Origin of the sequence: Kribbella sp. NPDC050124 (assembly GCF_044460355.1) — a bacterium.
GTDB lineage: Bacteria > Actinomycetota > Actinomycetes > Propionibacteriales > Kribbellaceae > Kribbella.
Genome location: NZ_JBITJU010000009.1, coordinates 212,425 through 232,216, shown reverse-complemented (window position 1 = coordinate 232,216; position 19,792 = coordinate 212,425). Strand labels below are relative to the sequence as shown.

At 68.5% G+C, this 19,792-nt stretch carries 16 protein-coding genes; 6 read left to right on the top strand and 10 right to left on the bottom strand.

The window, feature by feature from the left end:
• Window positions 1-89 precede the first annotated feature (89 nt).
• Window positions 90-2,897, top strand: coding sequence for an AAA family ATPase (locus tag ACIBL3_RS22540; RefSeq protein WP_396355475.1), 2,808 nt, complete (start codon window positions 90-92; stop codon window positions 2,895-2,897).
• 428 nt (window positions 2,898-3,325) lie between these two features.
• On the opposite strand, the gene ACIBL3_RS22535 is transcribed toward ACIBL3_RS22540, so the two are convergent.
• On the bottom strand, window positions 3,326-3,961 hold the full coding sequence (locus tag ACIBL3_RS22535) for a GAF and ANTAR domain-containing protein (RefSeq protein ID WP_396355474.1): 636 nt from the start codon (window positions 3,959-3,961) through the stop codon (window positions 3,326-3,328).
• Between the two features lie 172 nt (window positions 3,962-4,133).
• Between ACIBL3_RS22535 and ACIBL3_RS22530 the strand changes: the two genes are divergently transcribed.
• Window positions 4,134-5,255 carry a YbdK family carboxylate-amine ligase gene (locus ACIBL3_RS22530; RefSeq protein ID WP_396355473.1) on the top strand — a complete coding sequence of 374 codons (1,122 nt, stop codon included), beginning with the start codon at window positions 4,134-4,136 and terminating at the stop codon, window positions 5,253-5,255.
• On the opposite strand, the gene ACIBL3_RS22525 is transcribed toward ACIBL3_RS22530, so the two are convergent.
• Window positions 5,245-5,451, bottom strand: a complete 207-nt coding sequence (locus ACIBL3_RS22525; RefSeq protein ID WP_396355472.1) for a CDGSH iron-sulfur domain-containing protein — start codon at window positions 5,449-5,451, stop codon at window positions 5,245-5,247. The genes ACIBL3_RS22530 and ACIBL3_RS22525 overlap by 11 nt on opposite strands.
• Before the next feature lie 58 nt (window positions 5,452-5,509).
• Between ACIBL3_RS22525 and ACIBL3_RS22520 the strand changes: the two genes are divergently transcribed.
• Both ACIBL3_RS22520 and ACIBL3_RS22515 read left to right on the top strand, forming a co-directional pair.
• Window positions 5,510-6,490, top strand: a complete 981-nt coding sequence (locus ACIBL3_RS22520) for an iron-containing redox enzyme family protein (RefSeq protein WP_396355471.1) — start codon at window positions 5,510-5,512, stop codon at window positions 6,488-6,490.
• Between the two features lie 172 nt (window positions 6,491-6,662).
• Window positions 6,663-7,163 (top strand): DUF2231 domain-containing protein, encoded by a 501-nt coding sequence (locus tag ACIBL3_RS22515; protein ID WP_396355470.1) that lies wholly within the window; start codon window positions 6,663-6,665, stop codon window positions 7,161-7,163.
• A 745-nt stretch (window positions 7,164-7,908) separates the two neighbouring features.
• Here the strand turns inward: ACIBL3_RS22515 and ACIBL3_RS22510 are convergent.
• A complete protein-coding gene (locus ACIBL3_RS22510) occupies window positions 7,909-8,895 on the bottom strand; it encodes an alkylmercury lyase family protein (RefSeq protein WP_396355469.1) in 987 nt (328 codons plus the stop codon).
• Entirely contained in the window at window positions 8,892-9,299 is a 408-nt protein-coding gene (locus ACIBL3_RS22505; protein WP_396355468.1) for a MerR family transcriptional regulator, read from the bottom strand. Before ACIBL3_RS22505 ends, ACIBL3_RS22510 begins: the two co-directional genes overlap by 4 nt.
• A gap of 128 nt (window positions 9,300-9,427) precedes the next feature.
• Here ACIBL3_RS22505 and ACIBL3_RS22500 point away from each other — a divergent pair, with 128 nt between their 5' ends.
• Window positions 9,428-9,787: an ankyrin repeat domain-containing protein gene (locus ACIBL3_RS22500; RefSeq protein ID WP_396355467.1), complete on the top strand. Its 360-nt coding sequence runs from the start codon at window positions 9,428-9,430 to the stop codon at window positions 9,785-9,787.
• Here ACIBL3_RS22500 and ACIBL3_RS22495 read toward each other — a convergent pair.
• From ACIBL3_RS22495 to ACIBL3_RS22480, 4 genes are all read right to left on the bottom strand, one after another.
• Window positions 9,744-10,649, bottom strand: a complete 906-nt coding sequence (locus ACIBL3_RS22495) for a sigma-70 family RNA polymerase sigma factor (RefSeq protein WP_396355466.1) — start codon at window positions 10,647-10,649, stop codon at window positions 9,744-9,746. The genes ACIBL3_RS22500 and ACIBL3_RS22495 overlap by 44 nt on opposite strands.
• Window positions 10,650-10,720: 71 nt before the next feature.
• Entirely contained in the window at window positions 10,721-13,462 is a 2,742-nt protein-coding gene (locus ACIBL3_RS22490) for an AAA family ATPase (RefSeq protein ID WP_396355465.1), read from the bottom strand.
• Between the two features lie 74 nt (window positions 13,463-13,536).
• Window positions 13,537-14,232 carry an alpha/beta fold hydrolase gene (locus ACIBL3_RS22485; RefSeq protein WP_396355464.1) on the bottom strand — a complete coding sequence of 232 codons (696 nt, stop codon included), beginning with the start codon at window positions 14,230-14,232 and terminating at the stop codon, window positions 13,537-13,539.
• Between the two features lie 105 nt (window positions 14,233-14,337).
• Window positions 14,338-15,576: an MFS transporter gene (locus ACIBL3_RS22480; protein WP_396355463.1), complete on the bottom strand. Its 1,239-nt coding sequence runs from the start codon at window positions 15,574-15,576 to the stop codon at window positions 14,338-14,340.
• Between the two features lie 108 nt (window positions 15,577-15,684).
• On the opposite strand from ACIBL3_RS22480, the gene ACIBL3_RS22475 reads away from it, so the two are divergent.
• Window positions 15,685-16,737, top strand: coding sequence for a Gfo/Idh/MocA family protein (locus ACIBL3_RS22475; RefSeq protein ID WP_396355462.1), 1,053 nt, complete (start codon window positions 15,685-15,687; stop codon window positions 16,735-16,737).
• A gap of 71 nt (window positions 16,738-16,808) precedes the next feature.
• On the opposite strand, the gene ACIBL3_RS22470 is transcribed toward ACIBL3_RS22475, so the two are convergent.
• On the bottom strand, window positions 16,809-18,821 hold the full coding sequence (locus ACIBL3_RS22470) for a right-handed parallel beta-helix repeat-containing protein (protein WP_396355461.1): 2,013 nt from the start codon (window positions 18,819-18,821) through the stop codon (window positions 16,809-16,811).
• A gap of 155 nt (window positions 18,822-18,976) precedes the next feature.
• Window positions 18,977-19,732, bottom strand: a complete 756-nt coding sequence (locus ACIBL3_RS22465) for a FadR/GntR family transcriptional regulator (protein WP_396355460.1) — start codon at window positions 19,730-19,732, stop codon at window positions 18,977-18,979.
• Window positions 19,733-19,792 lie beyond the last annotated feature (60 nt).

The following is a 19,792-nucleotide window of genomic DNA, read 5'->3' as shown; positions in this document are numbered from 1 at the left end:
ATGGCGGACTCGATCGAGGACACCTCTTCCTCACGATGGCATCGACGGAGCCATCCGGGCTCTCGGGTCGAGGTGAGGAGTGAGCTCAGGTGCTGACCATTCCTTCGGGTGGGCATGCCGGACACCGGCCACACGGCCGGCGCCGGGAGTGCGAAACGCTGGACAAGCTGATCGCGGACGTGTGGACGGGCGAGAGCCAGATGCTCGTGATGCGTGGCGAGGAGGGAATGGGCAAAAGCACGCTGCTTGCCTACCTCGCGAAGCGAGCGTCCGGCTGCCTCGTCCTGCGGGCAGCGGGAGTCGAGTCGGAGCGGGAGCTCGCTTTCGCCGGGCTGCACCAGCTGTGTGCTCCGATCCTCAGCGGGCTGGCGGAGCTCCCGGACCCACAACGGGACGCGCTCGTCACGGCGTTCGGCTTGTACGCCGGTGACGCTCCCGAGCGTCTCGTGGTTGGCATGGGGGTGATCGGCTTGCTGTCGGCTGCTGCCGCGGAACGACCGCTGGTCTGCATTCTGGACGATGCACAGTGGCTCGACTCGGCCTCAGCGCAGGTTCTGGGCATCGTGGGGCGTCGTCTCGGGTGGGAATCGGTCGCGCTCGCTGTCGCGGTCCGCGGGCACAGCGGGAAGCCGGGTGCCGGCAGCGAAGCGCCGTACCTGACCGGAATTCCGGAGCTCGTCGTCGGCGGGCTGGGAGCCAGGGACGTGCACAGCCTGTTGGACTCGACCGCCGTCGGCCCGCTGGACGAGCGCGTGCGGGAACGGATTGTGGATGAAGTCCGCGGGAACCCCCTTGCCTTGCAGCAGGCGACCGCTGGACAAGGGCCTGACCACCTGGCGGGCGGCTACGGGCTGCCCCGGATCACGCTCCCTGACCGGATGGTGGAGCGGTTCCGGCGACAGTTCCTGCCGCTGCCGCCGGCGACGCGGCAACTACTGGTGTTGGCGGCGGCTGATCCGACCGGAGACGCGGTCCTCCTTTGGCGGACCGCCGGCGAGCTCGGGATCACCTCCGCTGCGGCGACCATGGCCGCGACGACGCGACTTGTCGCGCTCGACGGACGTGTCCGGTTCTGCCATCCGCTGGCCCGGTCGGTTGTCTACGAGGCCGCATCGCCGCAGGAACGCCAGGCCGCCCACGGGGCGCTCGCGGCTGCCATCGATCCCGGCACCGATGCTGATCGTCGCGCATGGCATCGTGCTCACGCGGTCTCTGAGCTGGATGAGGAGGCTGCCGCGGAGTTGGAGCGGACCGCTGACCAGGCCATGGAGCGCGGAGGTTTGCCGGCGGTTGCCGCCTTCCGCGCGCGTGCCGCCGAGTTGACCGCCGATCGCGCTTCCCGTGCACGACGTGCGCTGGCGGCGGCGGAGGCGAAGTACCACGCCGGTGCGTTGCGCGCAGCGCGCCGCCTGCTTGCCGTAGCGCGGGCCGGACCACTCGACGACCTGGCCAGGACTCAGGTGCTGTTCCTGGGTGCGCAACTGACGGCCCACAGCGATCCTGGCCCGGATACGCCGTCAGAGCTTCTTGAAGCGGCTCAGCTCCTGGAGCCTGCCGAGCCCGATCTGGCCCGCGAAGCCTATTGCGCGGCCTTTGACGCAGCGCTGGCCTTCGGCGGCACCGGAGGCACCGTCTTGGAGATCGCCGAGCGTGTCCAGTCAGCGCCGCCGCGATCGTCAGACGGACCCGGTCTGCTGCTCGACGGTCTCGCCGTACTGACCAGCAAAGGACTCACGGAAGGCGCGCCTCTGGTCAACCGAGCACTCCGCAACGTTCGAGATCAGGATGCCGGGGAAGGCACTCGGTGGTTGCTCCTTGCCTGCCGCGCGGCCCAGGAGGTCTGGGACGACAGGAGTTGGCATGCGCTGACAACGCGGCTGATTCAGCGTGCGCGATCGGTGGGTGCGCTGACCGTGTTGCCGCGGGCACTCCTGGCGGGCTCGATGATCCAGTTGCTTGCCGCCGGATGTGAGGCGGCCACGTCGATGGCACTGGAGGCTGAGGCGGTCGGGGTCGCCACCGGTTGCCCGCTCGGACCGTACGCCCGGTTGCCGCTTGCCGCCTGGAGGGGCGACGACATCGAGAGCTCCAGATTGATCGCCGAGGCGATGATCGGGGAGCCGACCCGGTTGCGCACCGCGCCGTACTGGGCGGCGGCAGTCCTCAACAACGGACTTGGACGATATGAGGACGCCCTGACCGCAGCCACCCGCGGTTGCGAACGACAGGAGGAGCTGGGACTCGCCACCTGGTCCTTGGTCGAACTCGTGGAGGCGGCTGCCCGGACCGGAGAACAGCAGCAGGCGACTGATGCGCTCAAGCGGCTTCAGGCGAGGACAGAGGCCTGTGCCACCGACTGGGCGGTCGGGATCGAAGCGCGTTCGCGTGCCCTCGTGAGCGAGGGGCAAGCCGCCGAAAGCCTTTACCTGGCAGCGATCGAGAGACTGGACCGCACCCTCGTCAGAGTTGACCTGGGCCGCGCTCATCTCCTGTACGGCGAATGGCTTCGACGCCAGGGCCGTCGCGTAGATGCCCGCGTCCACCTACGGGCCGCCCATGAGCTGCTCGCCGAACTCGGGATCGAGGGCTTCGCCGGACGTGCACACCGCGAACTGGAGGCGACGGGACTGCCGGCACGCAAGCGGGCGGCCGTCCCGGACGCCCTGCTGACCGCGCAGGAGGCGCAGATCGCCGGGATGGCGCGTGCGGGACGGACGAACGCAGAGATCAGTGTCGAGCTGTTCATCAGTCCGCGCACTGTGGAGTGGCACATGCACAAGGTGTTCACGAAGCTGGGCATCACCTCGCGCAAACAACTCGCCGAGGCGTTGGCGCCGCCGGTCGCGCGCAAAGGGGCAGCGCGCCATGCCCCGACCCGGGGCCGGACCGGGGGGTGATCCGGCGCAAGCAACGTGCAGACCCTCGTCATCCCCGGCGTCGGCCACTGGCTGGCCGAACAAGCCCCCACACAAATGCTGACCGCCCTCAACACCTTCCTGACCACCTGACCGCCTGCCTCCTGGTCCTCGGCTCAGCCCCATCACCTCGGGCTGAGCCGAGGATTTGCCGTTCGCCGGGACGACGGATGTTGTGCGCGCGGGTGGGTACCGACGGGGAACGACTGGTGCGAACGAGAGCCTCTGGAGGTAGCACATTTGAGCACGATCACGCAGTCGATTGACGTTGAGGTTCCGGTGACTACGGCTTACAGCTGATCGCCGAGGCCTTCTGTGGAGCGGCGGTTATCAGTCGTACGAGGGGAAGCACCAAGACATCTCAAGACCCTGACAACCTCCAGCAGGCACCAAGACAGAGGTCCTGACTACTACTGGGGGAGGTTTCCGGTGTCGATGACGTGGAGGGCTACTGCGCGCAGGCGCTGGTTGTGGGTTTGGGAGTAACGCTGGAGTACGGCGAACGCCCGGATGGCATCGAGTCCGTACCTTTCCATCAACCGTCCGACCGCCTGACCGACCTCCTTGCGCGAGTCGAGGGCTTGATGCAGGGTCGCCTCCATTCGTGCCGAGGCGATCGCGATCGACGCGTGGAGCGCGAGCAGCCGGGCTGCTTCGCGGTCACCTTCCTTGAAAACAAAGGGTTCGGAGGAGATCAGGTTCAGGGCGCCGCTCGTCGATTCGGCAGTGAACAGGCGGATCGCCAGCGCGCTGCGGATCCCGTTGGCGGCGGCGGTCGGCGCCCAGTTGGGCCAGCGGGTGTCGATCATGGTGTCCTCGACGAGTACGTCGTCGTGATCGGTGATCGCCAGCAGGCTGGGCCCTTCGCCGAGGTCGACCTGGAGCTGGTCCGCGATCGTGATCAGCTCGTCGGTTGCGGCGACGGTTTGGGCTTGTCCGCGTTGCATGAGCAGCACCGAGGCGTGGTCGTAGTGCAGCGCCTCGACCGCGAACTGCAGGACACCGTCCGCTGTGGTCAGGACATCGGCCCGGTTGTGCAGGTTCATGGCCAGCTCACCGAAGTCGCCGGCTTGGTCGGTCGTCGGACAGCTCCTCGCGTGGACAAGGGTGCGGTTCCGGCGCCGTCTCTGGACGCTTGCAGTAGGAGCGGTTCTATCGGCCTCGAGCGAGGGGTTGAACTTGGCGCCCGGGGGTACCTGGGGGCGCGGAGCCTCAGGGATGTCGGTCCGTAGTGAGGCCGACGCCGTACAGGAGGCTGAGATGGTGAACGGCCAGTCGCTGCGGGCGTTGTTCTCGAGCACCGTGGCCGGGACGGTCGGGATCGAGGAAGAACTACTCCTGGTACGCCGAGGCAGCTGGCTGCCGGCGGAGGCCGCGGGGGTCATCGACAGCATCGGCGATCCACGGGTGAAGCCGGAGTTGCCGGCCAGTCAGCTCGAGATCGCGACTTCCGTTCACGAGCAGGTGGCGGATGCGGTCGAGGAGCTGCGGTCCTGCCGGAAGCTTGTGTCCGCCGCCTGTGGGCAAGCCGTGGCCCCGATCGCAGCGCCCGTGCACCCGCTCCGTGAACGGCCGACTCCGCTGGCGCCGACGGCGCGCGCGGCTCGGCTCGGAACTCGCTACCGCGAGGCCATCAGACGGCAGTTGGTCTCCTCGTTGCAGGTGCACTTGGCTTTCGGTGATGCGGATTGCACGCTGGGCGTCTACCACGCGCTGCGGGACCTCCTCCCGGAGTTGGCTGCGTTGGCCGGCGCTGCACCCTTCGCGGCAGGACGGGACACCGGTCTCTGCTCGGTGCGCCCGGTGATCACCGCCCAGCTGCCCCGCCAAGGAGTGCCACCGATTATCAGCTCGTGGGAGCAGTACGCAGACGAGCTCGCCTGGGCGGTCCGCGGCGGTGCGGTGGCCGACGCGTCGGAATGGTGGTGGGAGCTCCGGCCGCATGTCCGTTACGGCACGCTCGAGCTGCGGGTTCTCGACGTACAGGCGACTGTGGCTCAGACGAATGCGGTCGTCCGACTGGTGTCCGCGTTGGCTGGTCACCTCGCCGATCTGTACTACCTCGGTGAGCTCCGACCGCCGGCGCCTTCGTGGCGCATCGCCGAGAATCGGTGGGCGGCGCTGCGTGACGGTGTCCGCGGCCAGCTCCTCGACCTGCGCACCGGCGAGGCCCGGCCGACCAGCCGCTGCCTGCACGACCTCATCGACGCCGCCGAGCCCTATGCGCCAACAGGCCTGGATGACGTCCGCGCCATGGTGGAGTACCCGCTGGTGGAGCATCTTCGCGCACTGGGTCCCGAGCGCGTGGTCCCGTGGCTCGCGGACATGTTCACCGCGTGATCCGGCGGGGGAGCGCGTGGGTGCCGTCGCAGAGAGGTGGGACGGCGGTGCGCCCGCAGCGGCACAACGCGATGGTACGGCGCTGGGCCGGGATCGGATCGCCGTCCTCGTCCAGCAGCAGGAAGTCGCCGCGGACCAGGATCGGGCCGTCCGGGTACGCGCGGATCTCGGTCGCGCCGCCGTCCTTCGAGGTCATGAACTGGCGGTACCCACCCCTGATTCACGACCGTTATCCGGCGGGTACCGGGTCGCCCATGCAGCTACCACCGCCACGTGGGCCGCTCAGCGCCTGGCTGAACGACCGGCTCACCGGACAAGACCATGCAGCGCCCGGGGTCGGGACATCCGGTCAGCCGTACGACGACGATCTCCAGCTCGCCCTGTGGGTCGCTTACGAACTGCAGTACCGCGGCTTCGACGGCGTACACCCCGACTACCAGTGGGATCCGGTTGTGGTTGCCTTCCGCACCCAGTTGGAGCGGCCCTGGATCGACTGGCTGGAAGCCAACTGCCGGATCCTGCCGACCGATCAACCGGTCGCGCAGCAGTTGCGCACCTTGCTCGACGCCGATGACGGTCCACGACTGGCGCCGTACCTGCGTCGGCATGCTTCGAAGGCGCAGTTCCGTCAGTTCGTCCTCAACCGGTCCGTCTACCAGCTGAAGGAGGCCGATCCGCACACCTTCGGCATCCCGCGCCTGGACGGCGCTGCCAAGGCGGCGCTGGTCGAGATCCAGGCCGACGAGTACGGCGGTGGTCGCCCGGAGCGGATGCATTCCGAGCTGTTCCGTACGACGATGCGCTGGCTCGGGCTCGACGACAGCTACGGGTACTACGTCCCGGTGGTTCCGGCGGTCACGTTGGCGGTGTCGAACGTGATGTCGCTGTTCGCGATTCACCGCCGCTGGACAGCCGCCCTCCTCGGCCACCTGGCGGCGCTCGAGATGACGTCGACGCTTCCCAATCGCCAGTACGCCGCCGGAGCCGCCAGACTCGGCGCCTCAGAGGACCAGGCTCGCTACTTCACCGAACACGTCGAAGCCGACGCCGTCCACGAGCAGATCGCAGCCCACGACCTCTGCGCGAGCTACGTCCGACAACATCCGGGCGCGATCGCCGACGTACTCTTCGGCGCCCGCTGCTCGCTAGTGGTGGACGACCTCCACGCCGACCACCTACTAACCGACTGGCAAGCCTCCGCCCACCCCCAACCAACCGAGTCAACCGCAGGCTAGCGCACTCGCCATCCGTCGGCCTCGCTTACCTGGAACGTCCACCGCCGGTCGTTTCACGTTGCGCCCGGCAACCCGCGCGGTACCTCCCGCGGCGACCTCGGGGCTGGTTTCTATTGACGGTGGGTACTGGAGATAGAGGCGACGTACTGCGCCGCGGATCTGGAGAACCGCCATGGATGAGCTTGAGCGGGCCAAGCGCCCCACGTCCAAGTTGGCCGGACCGTACGGTCATCCGTTCCATCCGGTGCTGGTCGCTGTACCGATCGGCGCCTGGGTGGCGAGCGTCGTGTTCGACCTCGTCGCCCTGATCAGCACCGACGAAGCGTCGGGCTTCGCCGAGGGCGCCTACTGGCTGATCGGCATCGGCATCATCGGCGCCCTGCTCGCCGCCGTGTTCGGCCTGATGGACCTACTCGCAATCCCGCGAGGCACCAAGGTGTTCCGGACCGACCTGACCCACATGACGCTGAACCTGACCGTGGTTGCCCTCTTTGTCATCAGCTTCGCCGTCCGCGCCGCCCAAGGCTACGAGGAGGCCAGCGTCGCGGGCTTCGTCCTGAGCCTGATCGCCATCGCAATCCTGAGCGCCTCCGGCTGGCTAGGCGGCCAACTCGCCTACCACTACGGCGTCCGCGTAGCCGCCGAATCCACCCAACGCGAGGGCTACCACTGACGACAGTCGCCAGTGGCAACCACCATCGACCGAGGGCTTGTCTGCAGGCCGCGATGCGCCGGGTGTAGGCAGTTGGAAGGTTCGGCCGGTGCGGCAGATGATGAGTGGATGACGGTTGCGGAGGAATCTGTTCAGCGGCCGGTGCCGCGGTGTTGGTGTTGTGACGGCGTCTTCGCTGAGTCCGATCTGGTGCGGCTGGGTGCGCATCCGGAGGTTGGTGTGTGCTCGGGGTGCGCGCGGTATCTACAGCGACGCGCCGTTGAGCGGGAGGACGCTGGACGGCGGTCGCCGGCGGCGCGGCTGCGGGCTGGTGTGCGCCGCGCGCGGGACTGGGTGATTGACCGCGGCTGGCACAACAGCCCAGTGGTGGGCCGCCTACTGCGCAGGATCGATCGCCATCTGCCTTGAGGCTGCTGCCGCTACGCCCAGAGTCGTTGCCAGATCGCGCGCTTTTGGTGCGCGAGCGCATCTATGACTTCTTGTTGTGTCTGGGCGTTGTCGGTGACACCGAGTGCCCGGCCGATGTCCGGCCATGAGGCGCCTGCTGCGCGGGCGGCGCGGACTGCCTCGCCGAGTGCCTTGTCGACAGCGGTCGCTGCACGGCAACACTCGCGCAGGGTCTCGAGCGGTTCTGGCTGCCAACGGTCGTGGAGTCGGAGACGGAGTCGTGCGCCATGACCTGAGAGCCGTAGGCGTGGTGCTCGTGTCAACACGGTGACCAACCTCCTCGGTGGGATTCTCCACGTTAGGCCTCTTCGGCAGCCTCCGGAACAGTCGTGGGATCCAGTAGCGGCCCGAACAACCGGGCGCCGAGCTGCTCGGCTTCTGCGGGGTTGAGGACTTGCCCGGGAACGTGCGGATGACTGGTGATCCAGGCGTCGGCCGCGGCGTGGTCGGTGAAGAAGTTCAGGTAGTCGCAGCAGCAGTCCACCGACGGGCCGCCACCGACGGTGGCGCCGACGAACACGACCGCCGTCGCCGGCTCCCAGATCGCTCGGCCGTCCCGTGTGGTGACGGTGACTGGCCGGCCAGTGGTGATGTCGACGGACTCGATCAGGGTCTCTCGGCCGAGCATGGGGGCGATGCCGAGAGCATCGATTGCACACATCGCGTAGACGTTCACGCCATCAGCGGTGCCGGGGATGCCGATCCGGACCCGGTGCCGTGTCGGCGTGGCGGAGAACGGGTAGGCCACCGCGATCTCGCCGTTCGTGGCCAAGCGGATCGCGTCGCCCTCGTGCAGCGCGGTCAGTACGTCGTCCGTACTGCGTCCGCTGCCGGCGGTCACGCCATCGAGGGCACCACGGACGGGAGGGTGTCCGGTGGCGGCGAACGAGCGCAGGATCGCCTGTTGCACGGCCCTCTCGACCGGATGCAGCGGCTGCGCACGGGTTCGCCATTCGCTCAGCACCTCACCGGGCGGCTTGGACTGGTGTTGTTCGGCGGAGGTCAGCGCGGTGCGCAGTTGTTCGACCGTCGGTGCTGCGACGGTGTGGCCGTCGGGGCCGCGGTAGAGACGGCAGGACAGTCCGAACTCGCTGCCGCCGACCGGGGCGAACGGATCGACGCCGTCGATCAGCAGTGTGGGTGAGCCGGCCATGCCGAACCGGGCGGCGTCCTCGTCGGTCTCGATCAGCCGGGTCGTGACCGTCAGATCGGTGACCTTGGCGAGGCGTTCCAGCAGCGGAGGCAGGTTCGGGCAGTCCGGGACGTGCATGACTTCCAGGTTCATCGCAACGCCTCCGAAGAGTGGGTGATCGCGTCCAGCAGCGCGCAGCTGCGGTCGGCGCGGGGCAGGTCGCAGGTCGCGACCAGGGCGGCGAGCGAGTCGTGCATGCTTTGCAGGTCGCGAATCCGGGCCGCCAGGTCGTCGCGCCGGTGCTCGGCCAACGCCCGGGCTGCGTCGCAACTGTCCGGGCCACCGCTGTCCAGGTGCACCAGCTCCTCGATCTCGTCGAGGGTGAATCCGAGTTCCTGGGCGCGTTTGATGAACCGCAGCAACTCCACACTCGCAGCCGGGTAGTCGCGGTAGCCGCCCGGCGTACGGCGCGGCTCGCTGAGCAACCCGCGCCGCTCGTAGTACCGCACCGTCTCGATGTTCACCCCAGCCCGCCCGGCCAGCTCACCAGTTCGCATGCCCCCATCGTCAACCCCGGACTCAACTACAGAGTCAACCCCCTCCCAGGCGGCAGTCGTTCGGGGGTGTCACATCGGGGCGTTGGGTGGGCTCATGGGGGTGAGTGCAACGGTGCTAGGAGGACACGATGGAGTTTGAGGAAGCTGTCGAGGGTGCTGATGAAGGGGTGATGCGGGCTATGGTGGCCGCCGATCCTGGGCTGCGTGATCGGTACGGGGATCTGGTTGCGCGGATGGCTGAGGGGCGGAACTGGTCGTCGGTCCGGGTGCTGGTCGATCTTGGCTTTGGGGTCAACGGTGTCACCGCCGCGGGCGCCACTGCCTTGCACTACGCGGCCTCAGTTGGTGAGCTCTCGATTGCGCGCCTGCTGGTCGAGCACGGTGCCGACCACACCGCTCGCGAGCCCGGGTTCAACGCGCAGCCGGCGGGCTGGGCGCAGTACTTCAAGAAGCAGGAGACCCAGAAATACCTCGAGTCCCTGGCCTGAGGCCGGACGCGAGGCGGTCGACCTGGTCGGGGTCGCGGACAACGTCGATCCTGACGATCTTGTCGCCCGCGACGGTGAAGGCCATGACCGAGAACGGCCGCCCGTCGCGGGTGATCAACGTCCCGATCGCGCCGTTGACCAGGGCGGGGCGCAGTTCGCCACCGCGTGGGGCGCGGGCCTGCTTGGCCACGGCAGACGCGCCGCGGACGACCGTCGGCGGCCGGGTGGTGCCGAAGTCGGTGCGCAGTACGACGTCGGGGTCGAGGACCTGGACGAGGGCGTCGAAGTCGCCGTTCCACGCAGCCGCGTAGAAGGCACGCACGACCTGCCGCTGGCGCCCCAGATCCGCATCGGGGGACGGGATCTCCGCATCGTGCACCCGACGCCGTGCCCGGCTGGCGAGCTGCCGCGCGGCGGCCGGGGTGCGGCCCGCGATGCCGGCGATCTCCTCGAAGGGCAGGTCGAACATGTCGTGCAGCACGAACGCCAACCGCTCTCCAGGAGTGAGTTGGTCGAGTACGACGAGCAGTGCCAAGCTCACCGAGTCGGCCAGCAACGCCTCCTGCTCGGGGTCGAGGTCCCCGTCCGGCAGGACAATCAGATCGGGCAGATGTGCGGCGAACGGATCCTCCCGGCGACGTCGGCGGGAGCGCAACATGTGCAGGCACTCCCGGGCGACGACGGTGGTCAACCATCCGCCGAGGTTCTCGATCTGCTCCGCGTCGGACCGGCTCAGCCGAAGCCACGCATCCTGAACAGCGTCGTCCGCGTCGGCCAGCGAGCCGAGCATTCGATAGGCCACCGCCCGCAGCCGGGGTCGGTGCCGCTCGAAATGCGCGGTCAGCCGCTCATGCTCGTCCATCGCTCACACCATCCCATCCCAAGGCTCACCGAGGTGAACCCGCCGCCACGGCGAATGTGACACGCGTGGCGCTATTCAGGGGGTTGGGGGAGGCTGTCGAGGGCGTCGCGGAGGGCGGCTCGGGTGGTGATGCCTAGTTTGGGGAAGAGCTGGTAGAGGTGGGTGGAGACGGTGCGTGGGGAGAGGACCAGGCGTTCCGCGATCTGCTTGTTGGTGAGGCCTGCGGCTGCCAGCTCCGCGATCTGGCGTTGCTGGGTGGTCAGCGTGGCGTCGACGTGGGATTCGTGCGGGATGCCGGTCGCGCGGAGTTCGTTCTCGGCGCGGGTGGTCCAAGGGCGCGCGTTCAGCCGCTGGAAAGTTGCTGAGGCCGCAGCGAGGTGATGCCGGGCCCGGCTGGTGTTCTTGGTACGGCGTAAGTGCGCGCCGTAGGTCAACTGGATTCGCGCGAGATCGAACGGCCACCGATCGTTGGCAGGCGAGGCGATGGCGTCTTCCAGACGATCGCCGTCGACGTCGGTCTCAGTGATGGCCGCCGTAGTGAGGACGACGAGACGCAGGCGATCCGACCGCGTCTCGAGCCCGATCGCCTGCGCGGCTTTCACGTGCGCGACTGCCTCGGCGTGGCGACCGGTGAGCATCGCTGCCTCGACGAGGTCGAGGAAGACCCACAGCGCGTGCGGGCAGTACGGCGCGATCACGCCGGCCGGACTGATCAGTGAGGCCTGGGTGAACGCGGCCTCGAAGTCGCTCCGGCCAAGGGCGGCCAGCGTCCGGATGTGAGCGCCGTACAGCTGCGTCGTCCGTGCCCGCCGCGGACCAGCCCAGGCGTTCATCTGCTGGGCGATCGTCTCCGGTGTGACCGTGTCGCCGCGGGCTGCGGCGAGCAGACCGGTGATGAGCAGCCCCGGCCAACTGAGCAGCTTGTACCCGTGCTTGTCGCACAGCTGGAGCCCCTCGTGGACAAGTTGCTGCGCTTGATCCCACTGGCCGGTGTGGAACGAGTCTTGGCCAAGGAGAAAGAGGGCTTCGATCGCCGAGGTGATCGCGCCACCTTCGCGGCCGTGTTGCACGGCACGGTAGAGAGCGTCGCGGCAATCGGCGAGACGGTCCAGGTACGCCGCAGCGATCCCGGTCCGGATGATCCGAGCAGGACTGACCTGTTCCGTCAGTCCTTCGATCGACGCATCGAGCTGTGCCAGCGCCTGCTGCGATGCCCGTGCGGGATCGCTGAAGGTCTTGCTGAGGATGCCGAGCAACTCCGGGACGCGCGGCTCGAGCCGAGCGATCGCGGCTTCGTACGGCGGCCACAGCGCCGGCCGCCCGCCGAAGAAGCAGATCATCAGCAACGTGTAGAGGGCCTCGATCAGGACCTTGTTGTGTGCATCGCCGGGATCGTCGAGATCGTTGATCGCGTCGACGAGCAGCCGGTGCGCCGTGTCGATGTCGCCGTCACTGTGCAGCAACTGGTAGGCGCCGGCAACCGCCAGCGAGAGTGGTCCACCCGATCCGCCGTGGGACTCCCGAGCCGCGCCCAGGAGTCGCGGCGCGTCGCGAAGATCGCCCGTGACGATCGAGCCGAGGTAAGCGGCCTCGGCGAGCCGTCCGCTGCGGGCGCGTCCCGTCGGGCTCAGTTCAGCAGCGCGCAGCAGTTGCGTCACGGCGCCGACCGAATCGCCGCGCCGCAGGTTGGCGTGCGCGACACCTTGCAGGAGGGCCGCAACCTCCTCGTCGGGTTCCGCCGTGGCTTCGGCGAGGTGCCAGATTCGTCGTTCAGGTTGGTCCGCGAGATGTTGCGCCAGTACGCCGTGTGCCTCGCGGCGCTGACCGCTCGTGGAGAGGTCGACGACCGCCGACCGCATCAACGGGTGCCGGAAGACGAGACGTTCTGCGCTGTTGTCGACCCGGATCACGTTTGCCCGCTCGGCCGGCGCAAGCCCGCGTCCATCGTCAACCCGTCGGATCAGGCGGAGATCGCCCGTACCTTCGAGTGCGGCCAGCAACAGAACCCGGTACGTCGAGTCCGGCAGCCCCTTGATCCGGGAGGTGAAGGCTGCCTGCAACCGCCGTCCGAGTGGCAGCACCGCCGGCACCGAGCCTGCAACGCCCGAGAGATGGTCGCCCAGGGCAACTGGTAACTCCAGCAGCGCAAGCGGGTTGCCTTGCGCGTCGGTGAGCAACCTGCGGCGTACCCGTGGCGCCAGGGCAGGGTAGCGAGCCGAGAGGAGCTCGGCGGCGGCATCGTCGGGAAGCGGCTGAATCTGCTCGACGGCGAGGTCACTGTGATCGAAGAAGCTCGACTCACCCGTACGCGCCGCCCCGAGAAGTGCCGACCGCTTGCCCACGAGTCGGCGCGCCACCATCCCGAGCACGAGGCCGCTGGCCCGGTCAAGCCACGGTACGTCGTCGACGACCAGCAGCACCGGCCGCTCCGCGGCGAGTTGCTCCAGGAGAGCAAGCACGGCCCCGGCAACCATGAGTGGGGCCGGCGGTGGGCCGTCTGCGAGTCCCAGCGCAACGTTCAACGTTCCCGCATGGCGTGGGCTCAGACTGTCGAACTCGCCCAGGCACGTTTGCAGGAGTTGATGCAGAGACGCGTAGGTGATCTCGGCTTCGAACTGTGCACCAGCTGCCCGAAGCACCCGTACGTCGTCCGACAGCGCCTGACCGGCCGCCGCTTCGACAAGCGCGCTCTTGCCGACGCCGGCATCACCCGACAGCAGCAGCGCACCGCCGTGCTCACCGATGCCGGCCACGAATCGGCTCAGCTGGTCGAGCTCAGCCGCTCGGCCGACAAGTCCACCCCACGCCTCCACCCAACCCCCTCACAAGCAGTACGGCGGCGGCCCCGAGTTCGAGCATAAGCTCGCGGGACCGCCGCACGTACCGGCTACTCGGACACGCCTTCAGCAGCCTGGACGATGATCGCGGCCACCGCCGCCGGCTGCGAAACGTAGACCGAGTGACTGCCGGCGACCTCGGTGACCGTCGAGCCGGCACGCTCCGACATCGCGCGCTGCGCGGGCGGCGGGATCATTCGGTCGTCAGTCGCGACCAGATACCAGGACGGCTTCACCCGCCACGCCGGGTCCGACACCGTGCCGCCGAGTGCGTCGACGCCCCACGGTGTCTGCGAGTCGGCCATGAACGCCGCCTGCTGCGGCGGCAGGTCACCGGCGAACGACGCCGCGAACTGCTCCCGGTCGAGGAACAGGAACCCGTTCTTCGGCGGCAGGATCGGCGGCACCGGCGCACCCGGTGGCGGGTCGGCGATCAGCGTGTTGACCGACTCACCCTTGTCCGGCGCGAAGGCCGCGATGTAAACGACCGCCGCGACGTTCGGGTGGTTGCCGGCTTCGGTCACCACCACCCCGCCGTACGAGTGCCCGACCAGGATCGCCGGTTCCTCGAGGTCGTCGAGGACCGCCTCGGTCGCGGCCACGTCACCGGCCAGCGAGATGGTCGGATTCTGTACGACGGCCACCCGGTAACCGTCCTGGGTCAGTTGGTCGTAAACGCCCTGCCACCCCGACCCGTCCACGAATCCGCCGTGCACCAGCACGACGTTCTTCACCGCTGCAGTCATCCTGCGCCTCCTTCACCCGCAATCGCGGGCTCGTTCGGATATCGCCCCGAACGTAGGTCGCGCGACCCTCACCTGCCTTGCGTCAGATGACGTATTTCCGGAGGTTCACGTCGGAGCCCGTACGGTGCGGAAGGAGGTTGCGGCGAGGCCCGCCGCGACGAGGGCGAAGATCAGGGCCGCCAGCAACAGCATCGGCCGGACGCCCCAGGCGTCGGCGAGAACGCCCGCGATCGGCGCGATGATCACGACGACCGCCCGGTTGAACGAACGAAGGGTGGTGTTCGTGCGGGCCTGCAGTTCGTCGGGAGTCACCAGTTGGCGGTAGCTCATCTCGTGTGAGTTGCTCATCCCCATCGCCAGGCCGTACAGGCCCTGACCGGCCATGATGACCGCAATCGTCCCGGCCTCCGGCAACCCCTGCCCGGCGAGCACCATCGCGAGCACGCCGGCGGTCGTGATGACGTGGCAGACGATGATCGTGCGGCCAGTGCCGAGCCGCCGACCGACCCAGGTGGTGATCGAGGCGCCGACGACGGCGCCGACTCCTCCGGCCGCACCAACGATGCCGAACTGGAAAGCCGTGAGGTCGAGGGTGCGGAGTGCATAGGGCGCGAGGACGACCCCGACGATCGCGTTGCCGACGAACCACACATGAGTCGCCACCGCGAGCGTGCACAAGCCGGAGCCGCGGTAGGCCCACCGCACCCCGTCGACGACCTCGCTCACGAGTCCTCTTGCGGTGACGCCCGTACGCGGTGGTGGTTCATCGCGATCGATCCGGCGCAAGGTGAGCGCGGAGTAGATGTAGGTCAGGGAGTCGAGAAGGACGGCCACCGGGGCGCCGGCCGCGCTGACCAGCAGTCCGCCGAGCGCTGGGCCTGCAGTCGATGCGACCGCGTCCGCCCCGTCGATGCGCGCGTGTGCCGGCTGGAGGTGCCGCGGTTCGATCAGGCGCGGCAGAAACGACATCGCGGCCGCGCTGTTGACCACGGAGGCGGTGCCGTACGCGATCACGATCAGCAGCAATGCCGGCAGGGACAGCAGGCCGACCAACCAAAGAATCGGGATGGTCAACAGCAGCGCAGCCTGCGCCAGGTCGCTGCGCACCATGAGCGGGAGCCGGCGCCGACCGTCGACGATCGCGCCCACGACGAGCCCGAAGACGAGGTACGGGAGCCACCGCGCGGCGTTGAGCCAGCCAACGTCCTCGGCCGAGCCGTGCAGGGTCAGGACCACCAGCGCCTGCAGGGCGAACAGCGTCACGTAGGTGCCGAGCCCTGAGACGGCGTTGGCTCGCCAGTACCGCAGGAACGGTCTGGAGCTGAAGACGTCGCGGCTCGTCACGCGCGCTAGCTTCGCATGACGGCGCGCAACGCGCGGAGGGTGGTAAGCGTTTGCCGGTGTGGCATAGGGTGAGGGGAGTCGAAGCGATACCGAGTCGGAGGATTACGGGTGACTTCCACGCAAGCTGTCAGGTTCGCCGCCGTCGGGCTTGATCACGCGCACATTTTCGGTCAGATCGCAGGCCTGGTCGCTGCCGGTGCGGAGTTCGCCGGGATGGCGACCGACGATCCGTCGGCCGCGATCGCGACCAGCGTCCGGGAGCGGTACCCGGAGGTGCCGGTGGCCGAGAGCCCGGACGAGCTGATCGGGCAGGACGGGATCGACTTGATCGTGACCGCCGCCGTACCGGATCGACGGGGGCCGATCGCGGTCGCGGCGTTGCGGGCCGGCAAGGACGTCGTGACCGACAAGCCCGGCTGCGTCAGCCTCGAGCAGCTGGAGGAGATCGAGAAGGCGGTCGATCAGAGCGGGCGGTTCTGGTCGGTGACGTTCTCGGAGCGGTTCGAGGTGCCCAGCGTGATCAAGGCCGGCGAGCTGGTCCGCGAGGGCCGGATCGGGACGGTGGTGCAGACGCTCGGGATCGGCCCGCACCGCGTCGGGGACCGCGGCCACCTCGGCGGCGGAGCCGGTCGCCCGGACTGGTTCTACGACAAGAATCGGTACGGCGGCATCCTGACCGACATCGCCTCGCACCAGATCGACCAGTTCCTCTGGTTCACCGGCGCACGGACCGCCGAGATCGTGGCCAGCACGGTCGGGAACTTCGCCAACCCCGACGAGCCGGGCCTGCAGGACTTCGGCGAGATCCTGCTGCGCAGCGACCACGCCCAGGGGTACATCCGGGTCGACTGGTACACGCCGGACGGCCTGCCGACCTGGGGCGACGGCCGCCTGATGATCCTCGGCACCGACGGCTACATCGAGCTCCGCAAGTACGTCGACATCGCGGGCCGCGACGGCGGCGACCACCTCTTCCTGGTCAACCAGGAAGGGACGCAGTACATCGACTGCTCCCAGGTCAAGACCACGTATTACGAGGATCTGCTGCGCGACGTCCGCGAACGAACCACCTCGGCCGCCCCGCAAGAGCACACCTTCGAAACCATGCGCCTGGCCCTCACCGCCCAGCAGCGAGCAGCCATCCGCGGCGCAGCCAAATAGCCCGGCACGCGGCGCTCGTTCCCCAACGCCTTAAACCGGGGAACGAGCGCCGTCTGCGCATTCGGCGTCCGTCAGTCGCGGGCGCCTGCTTCGGTCATGACCCTCTGGGCTTCGGGTGGGAAGTTGCCGTCGGTGATTTGGGTGTTGTCGATCAGGCGGTTGTTGTAGGCGGGACCTTCGGGGTTGCGGGCGGGGCCGACGTCCCACCAGTTGCCGGTGATCAGGTTGTCCCTGGTGTTGAAGGTGTCCGGGTTCTTGTCGTCGGCGTTGACGTAGACCCAGCGGCTGCTGCCGAGGAAGACGTTGTTGCGCATCACGACGTACCTGGTGCCCTGGTCGATCAGGGCGCCGAACGTGACGCGGCTGTCGTAGACGTAGTTGCGTTCGATGACCGTGCCGGGGCTCGAGGAGAGTGTGTAGATGCTGCCGCCGTCGTGCATGGCCTGCTTGGTGTCGTGGATCAGGTTGTAGGCCACGTAGTTCTCGCGGAACGTGGTCGGCGTCTGGTAGATCGGCTGGTAGTTGTAGAGGCCGGCCTCCAGGTAGTACAGGTTGCCGCCGGGGTCGTTGATGCCCCATCCCCAGCCGATGTCGATGCCGTCGTACGGCAGGTCGCTGAGGGTGTTGTGGGTGATCGTCGCGCGCGTCACGTACGTCGACAGGATGCCGGCGTTGTCGCGGTACTCCTGGCCGGTCGCGGTGATCGTGTTGTCGGTGATCGTCACGTCATGGTTCGTCATCCGCGGGTCGCTCGGATGGTGGGCGTTCGGCTGGACGCCGCCGACGACGATGCCGGAGCCGGCGCTGTTGGTGAACGTGTTCCCGAGGACGTCGATGTGGCCGACGCCGTAGCCGACGCCGGAGGCGTGCGCGTTCGGGTCCATGCCGAGGCCCAGCGCGACCGAGCCGAGCTGCTCAAACCGGTTGCGGCCGAAGGACACGTGCTCGGCGGCCGAGACCTGGACCGCGGCGGGGATCTGGTGCCACTCGTTGCGGGTCTTCTCGAACTCCGGGCAGCCGTCCTGGCAGCTGGTCAGGAAGTCGGCCGGCTTGGCGTACTCGCCGACGATGTGCGCGCCGCTCTGCTGGTCGACGTACCCGTTCGGTCCACTGGGGAAGTTCCAGGTCGTGTGCGCGAACGTGAGGTTGCTGAAGGCAAGGTTCTTGACCGGCTCCCGGTAGCTGCCGCCGACCTGGACGAGTGATTCCAGCCGGGGGAGTCGTACGTCGGCCGCAGTCATCGACTGTCCGTCGGCCGGGCGGTAGAAGACCTTGCCCTTCGCGGAGTCGAGGTACCACTGCTTCGGGCCGGAGATCAGCTCGTAGGCGTTGTTGAGGTAGACAGCGCCCCGGTTGTACGGCGACTTGAGCGTGTCGTACCCGAAGTTGTTGTTGTCCCAGGCCGGCTGCTCCATCACCAGGGTGTTGCCGTCGACCGAGTGGACGGGGGAGTAGCGGTCCGTGAACGATCCCATCTCCTCGATCTCGAGGTCGCCGGGGTTCGAGAGCCCGGCGATGCGCTCTGCCAGCGCCGCATCGTTGACGGTGAGCCCGCGCTGGCTGAAGACGAGGTGGCCGCGGGTCTTCTTGGACTCGGCCAACAGCAGTTGGGTGCGCTGGGCGAGCTCCCCGTCGACGTAGAGCTGCCGGGAAGAGGTGCCGACGGGCACGTCGGCTGCCCAGATGTTCTTCGCGGGGTCGTGGAGCGTCCAGCCGGTCACCTTCGAGCCGCCGGACAGGACGGCGCGCTGGCCCGGGACGCTCTGCCAGGTGACCGAGTGGCCGTTGCGACCGCCGTCGCGGGCGTCGAACCGCAGCGGCTTGTTCAGCTCGTAGGTTCCGCCTGCCAGGAGCACCCGGACGTCGGACGTGGAGTTCGTCGCACGGACGAGTGCTTGGGCGGCGTCGAGCGTGCGGACGACGTGGTCGGCCTGGAGGTCCTTGGGCTTCTTGCCGTCGGGGACGACCAGGATGACTTCGGTGCGGGTGGGGGCGGCGGAGGTCGGGGCGGTGGCGAGGACGGTGATGCCCAGCGCGAGCGCGGAGGCGGCGGCGATCACCCGGGGCGGACGATGTCGGGTCATGCTCACTCCTATGTCATCTGTTGTCTGACATCTGTGAGGAGCAAACTAGAAGTGGACGATGGACCAGTCAACAAGTGGTCTCAGTCGCCGAGACCGCCGAAACGGCGGATCAGGCGGGGATCAGGCGGCGGATCAGGGGGCGGATCAGCGGCGGATCAGGCGGGGGTGACCGGCGGGCGCCGGCGCTCCCAGGCGGACCGGATGTGGTCGGTCATCGCCTGTGCCGCGCCCGGTGCGTCCCGGTCGAGAATGCGTTCCAGCACGACCCGGTGCTCGGCGTTGGTGACGCTCACATCCTCGACGCTCGGGTGACCCTGGTAGCGCATGCTGGTCCGGGCCTGGCCGTGCACGGTGCTCACGATCGAGCGCGCCAGCCGGTTGCCCGACGCGGCCATGATCCGGTCGTGGAACTCGACGTCGGTCTGGATGAACACCTCCGGCCGGGCGGTGTCGGCCTCGAGCCGGTGGAAGATCGCCTCGATCGCCGCCCGGTCCTCGTCGGTCGCGTGCTCCGCCGCGAGCCCGGCGAGGTTCGACTCGAGCGCGATCCGGACGCCGACCAGCTCGTCGAGAATCGTCAGGTTCGCGTCGTGCTCGACCGCCGCCGCGAGGACGGCGGAGTCCAGCAGGTTCCAGCTCGAGTCGTCCTTGACCACCGCGCCGACGCCCCGGCGGACCTCCACCAGGCCCTTGGCCTCGAGCAGCTTGACCGCCTCGCGGACGGTGATCCGGCTGACCTGGAACTGCTCGGACAGCGCCGATTCGGGCGGCAGCGCCGAGCCGGGCGGGATCGATCCGGAGACGACGCCGTCCACGATCGACTCGACCACCAGGTCGGCCAGCCGCGCCGGGCGTCGTGCCGCCGCCGCGGGAGCGAGCCGCACGGTGGCCTGTCCGATCTCTGAGGTCACGCTTCCTCCAGGGCTGATTCGTCGACGTACTGGATTGTCGCCCATCCGCTGGCTGTCAAC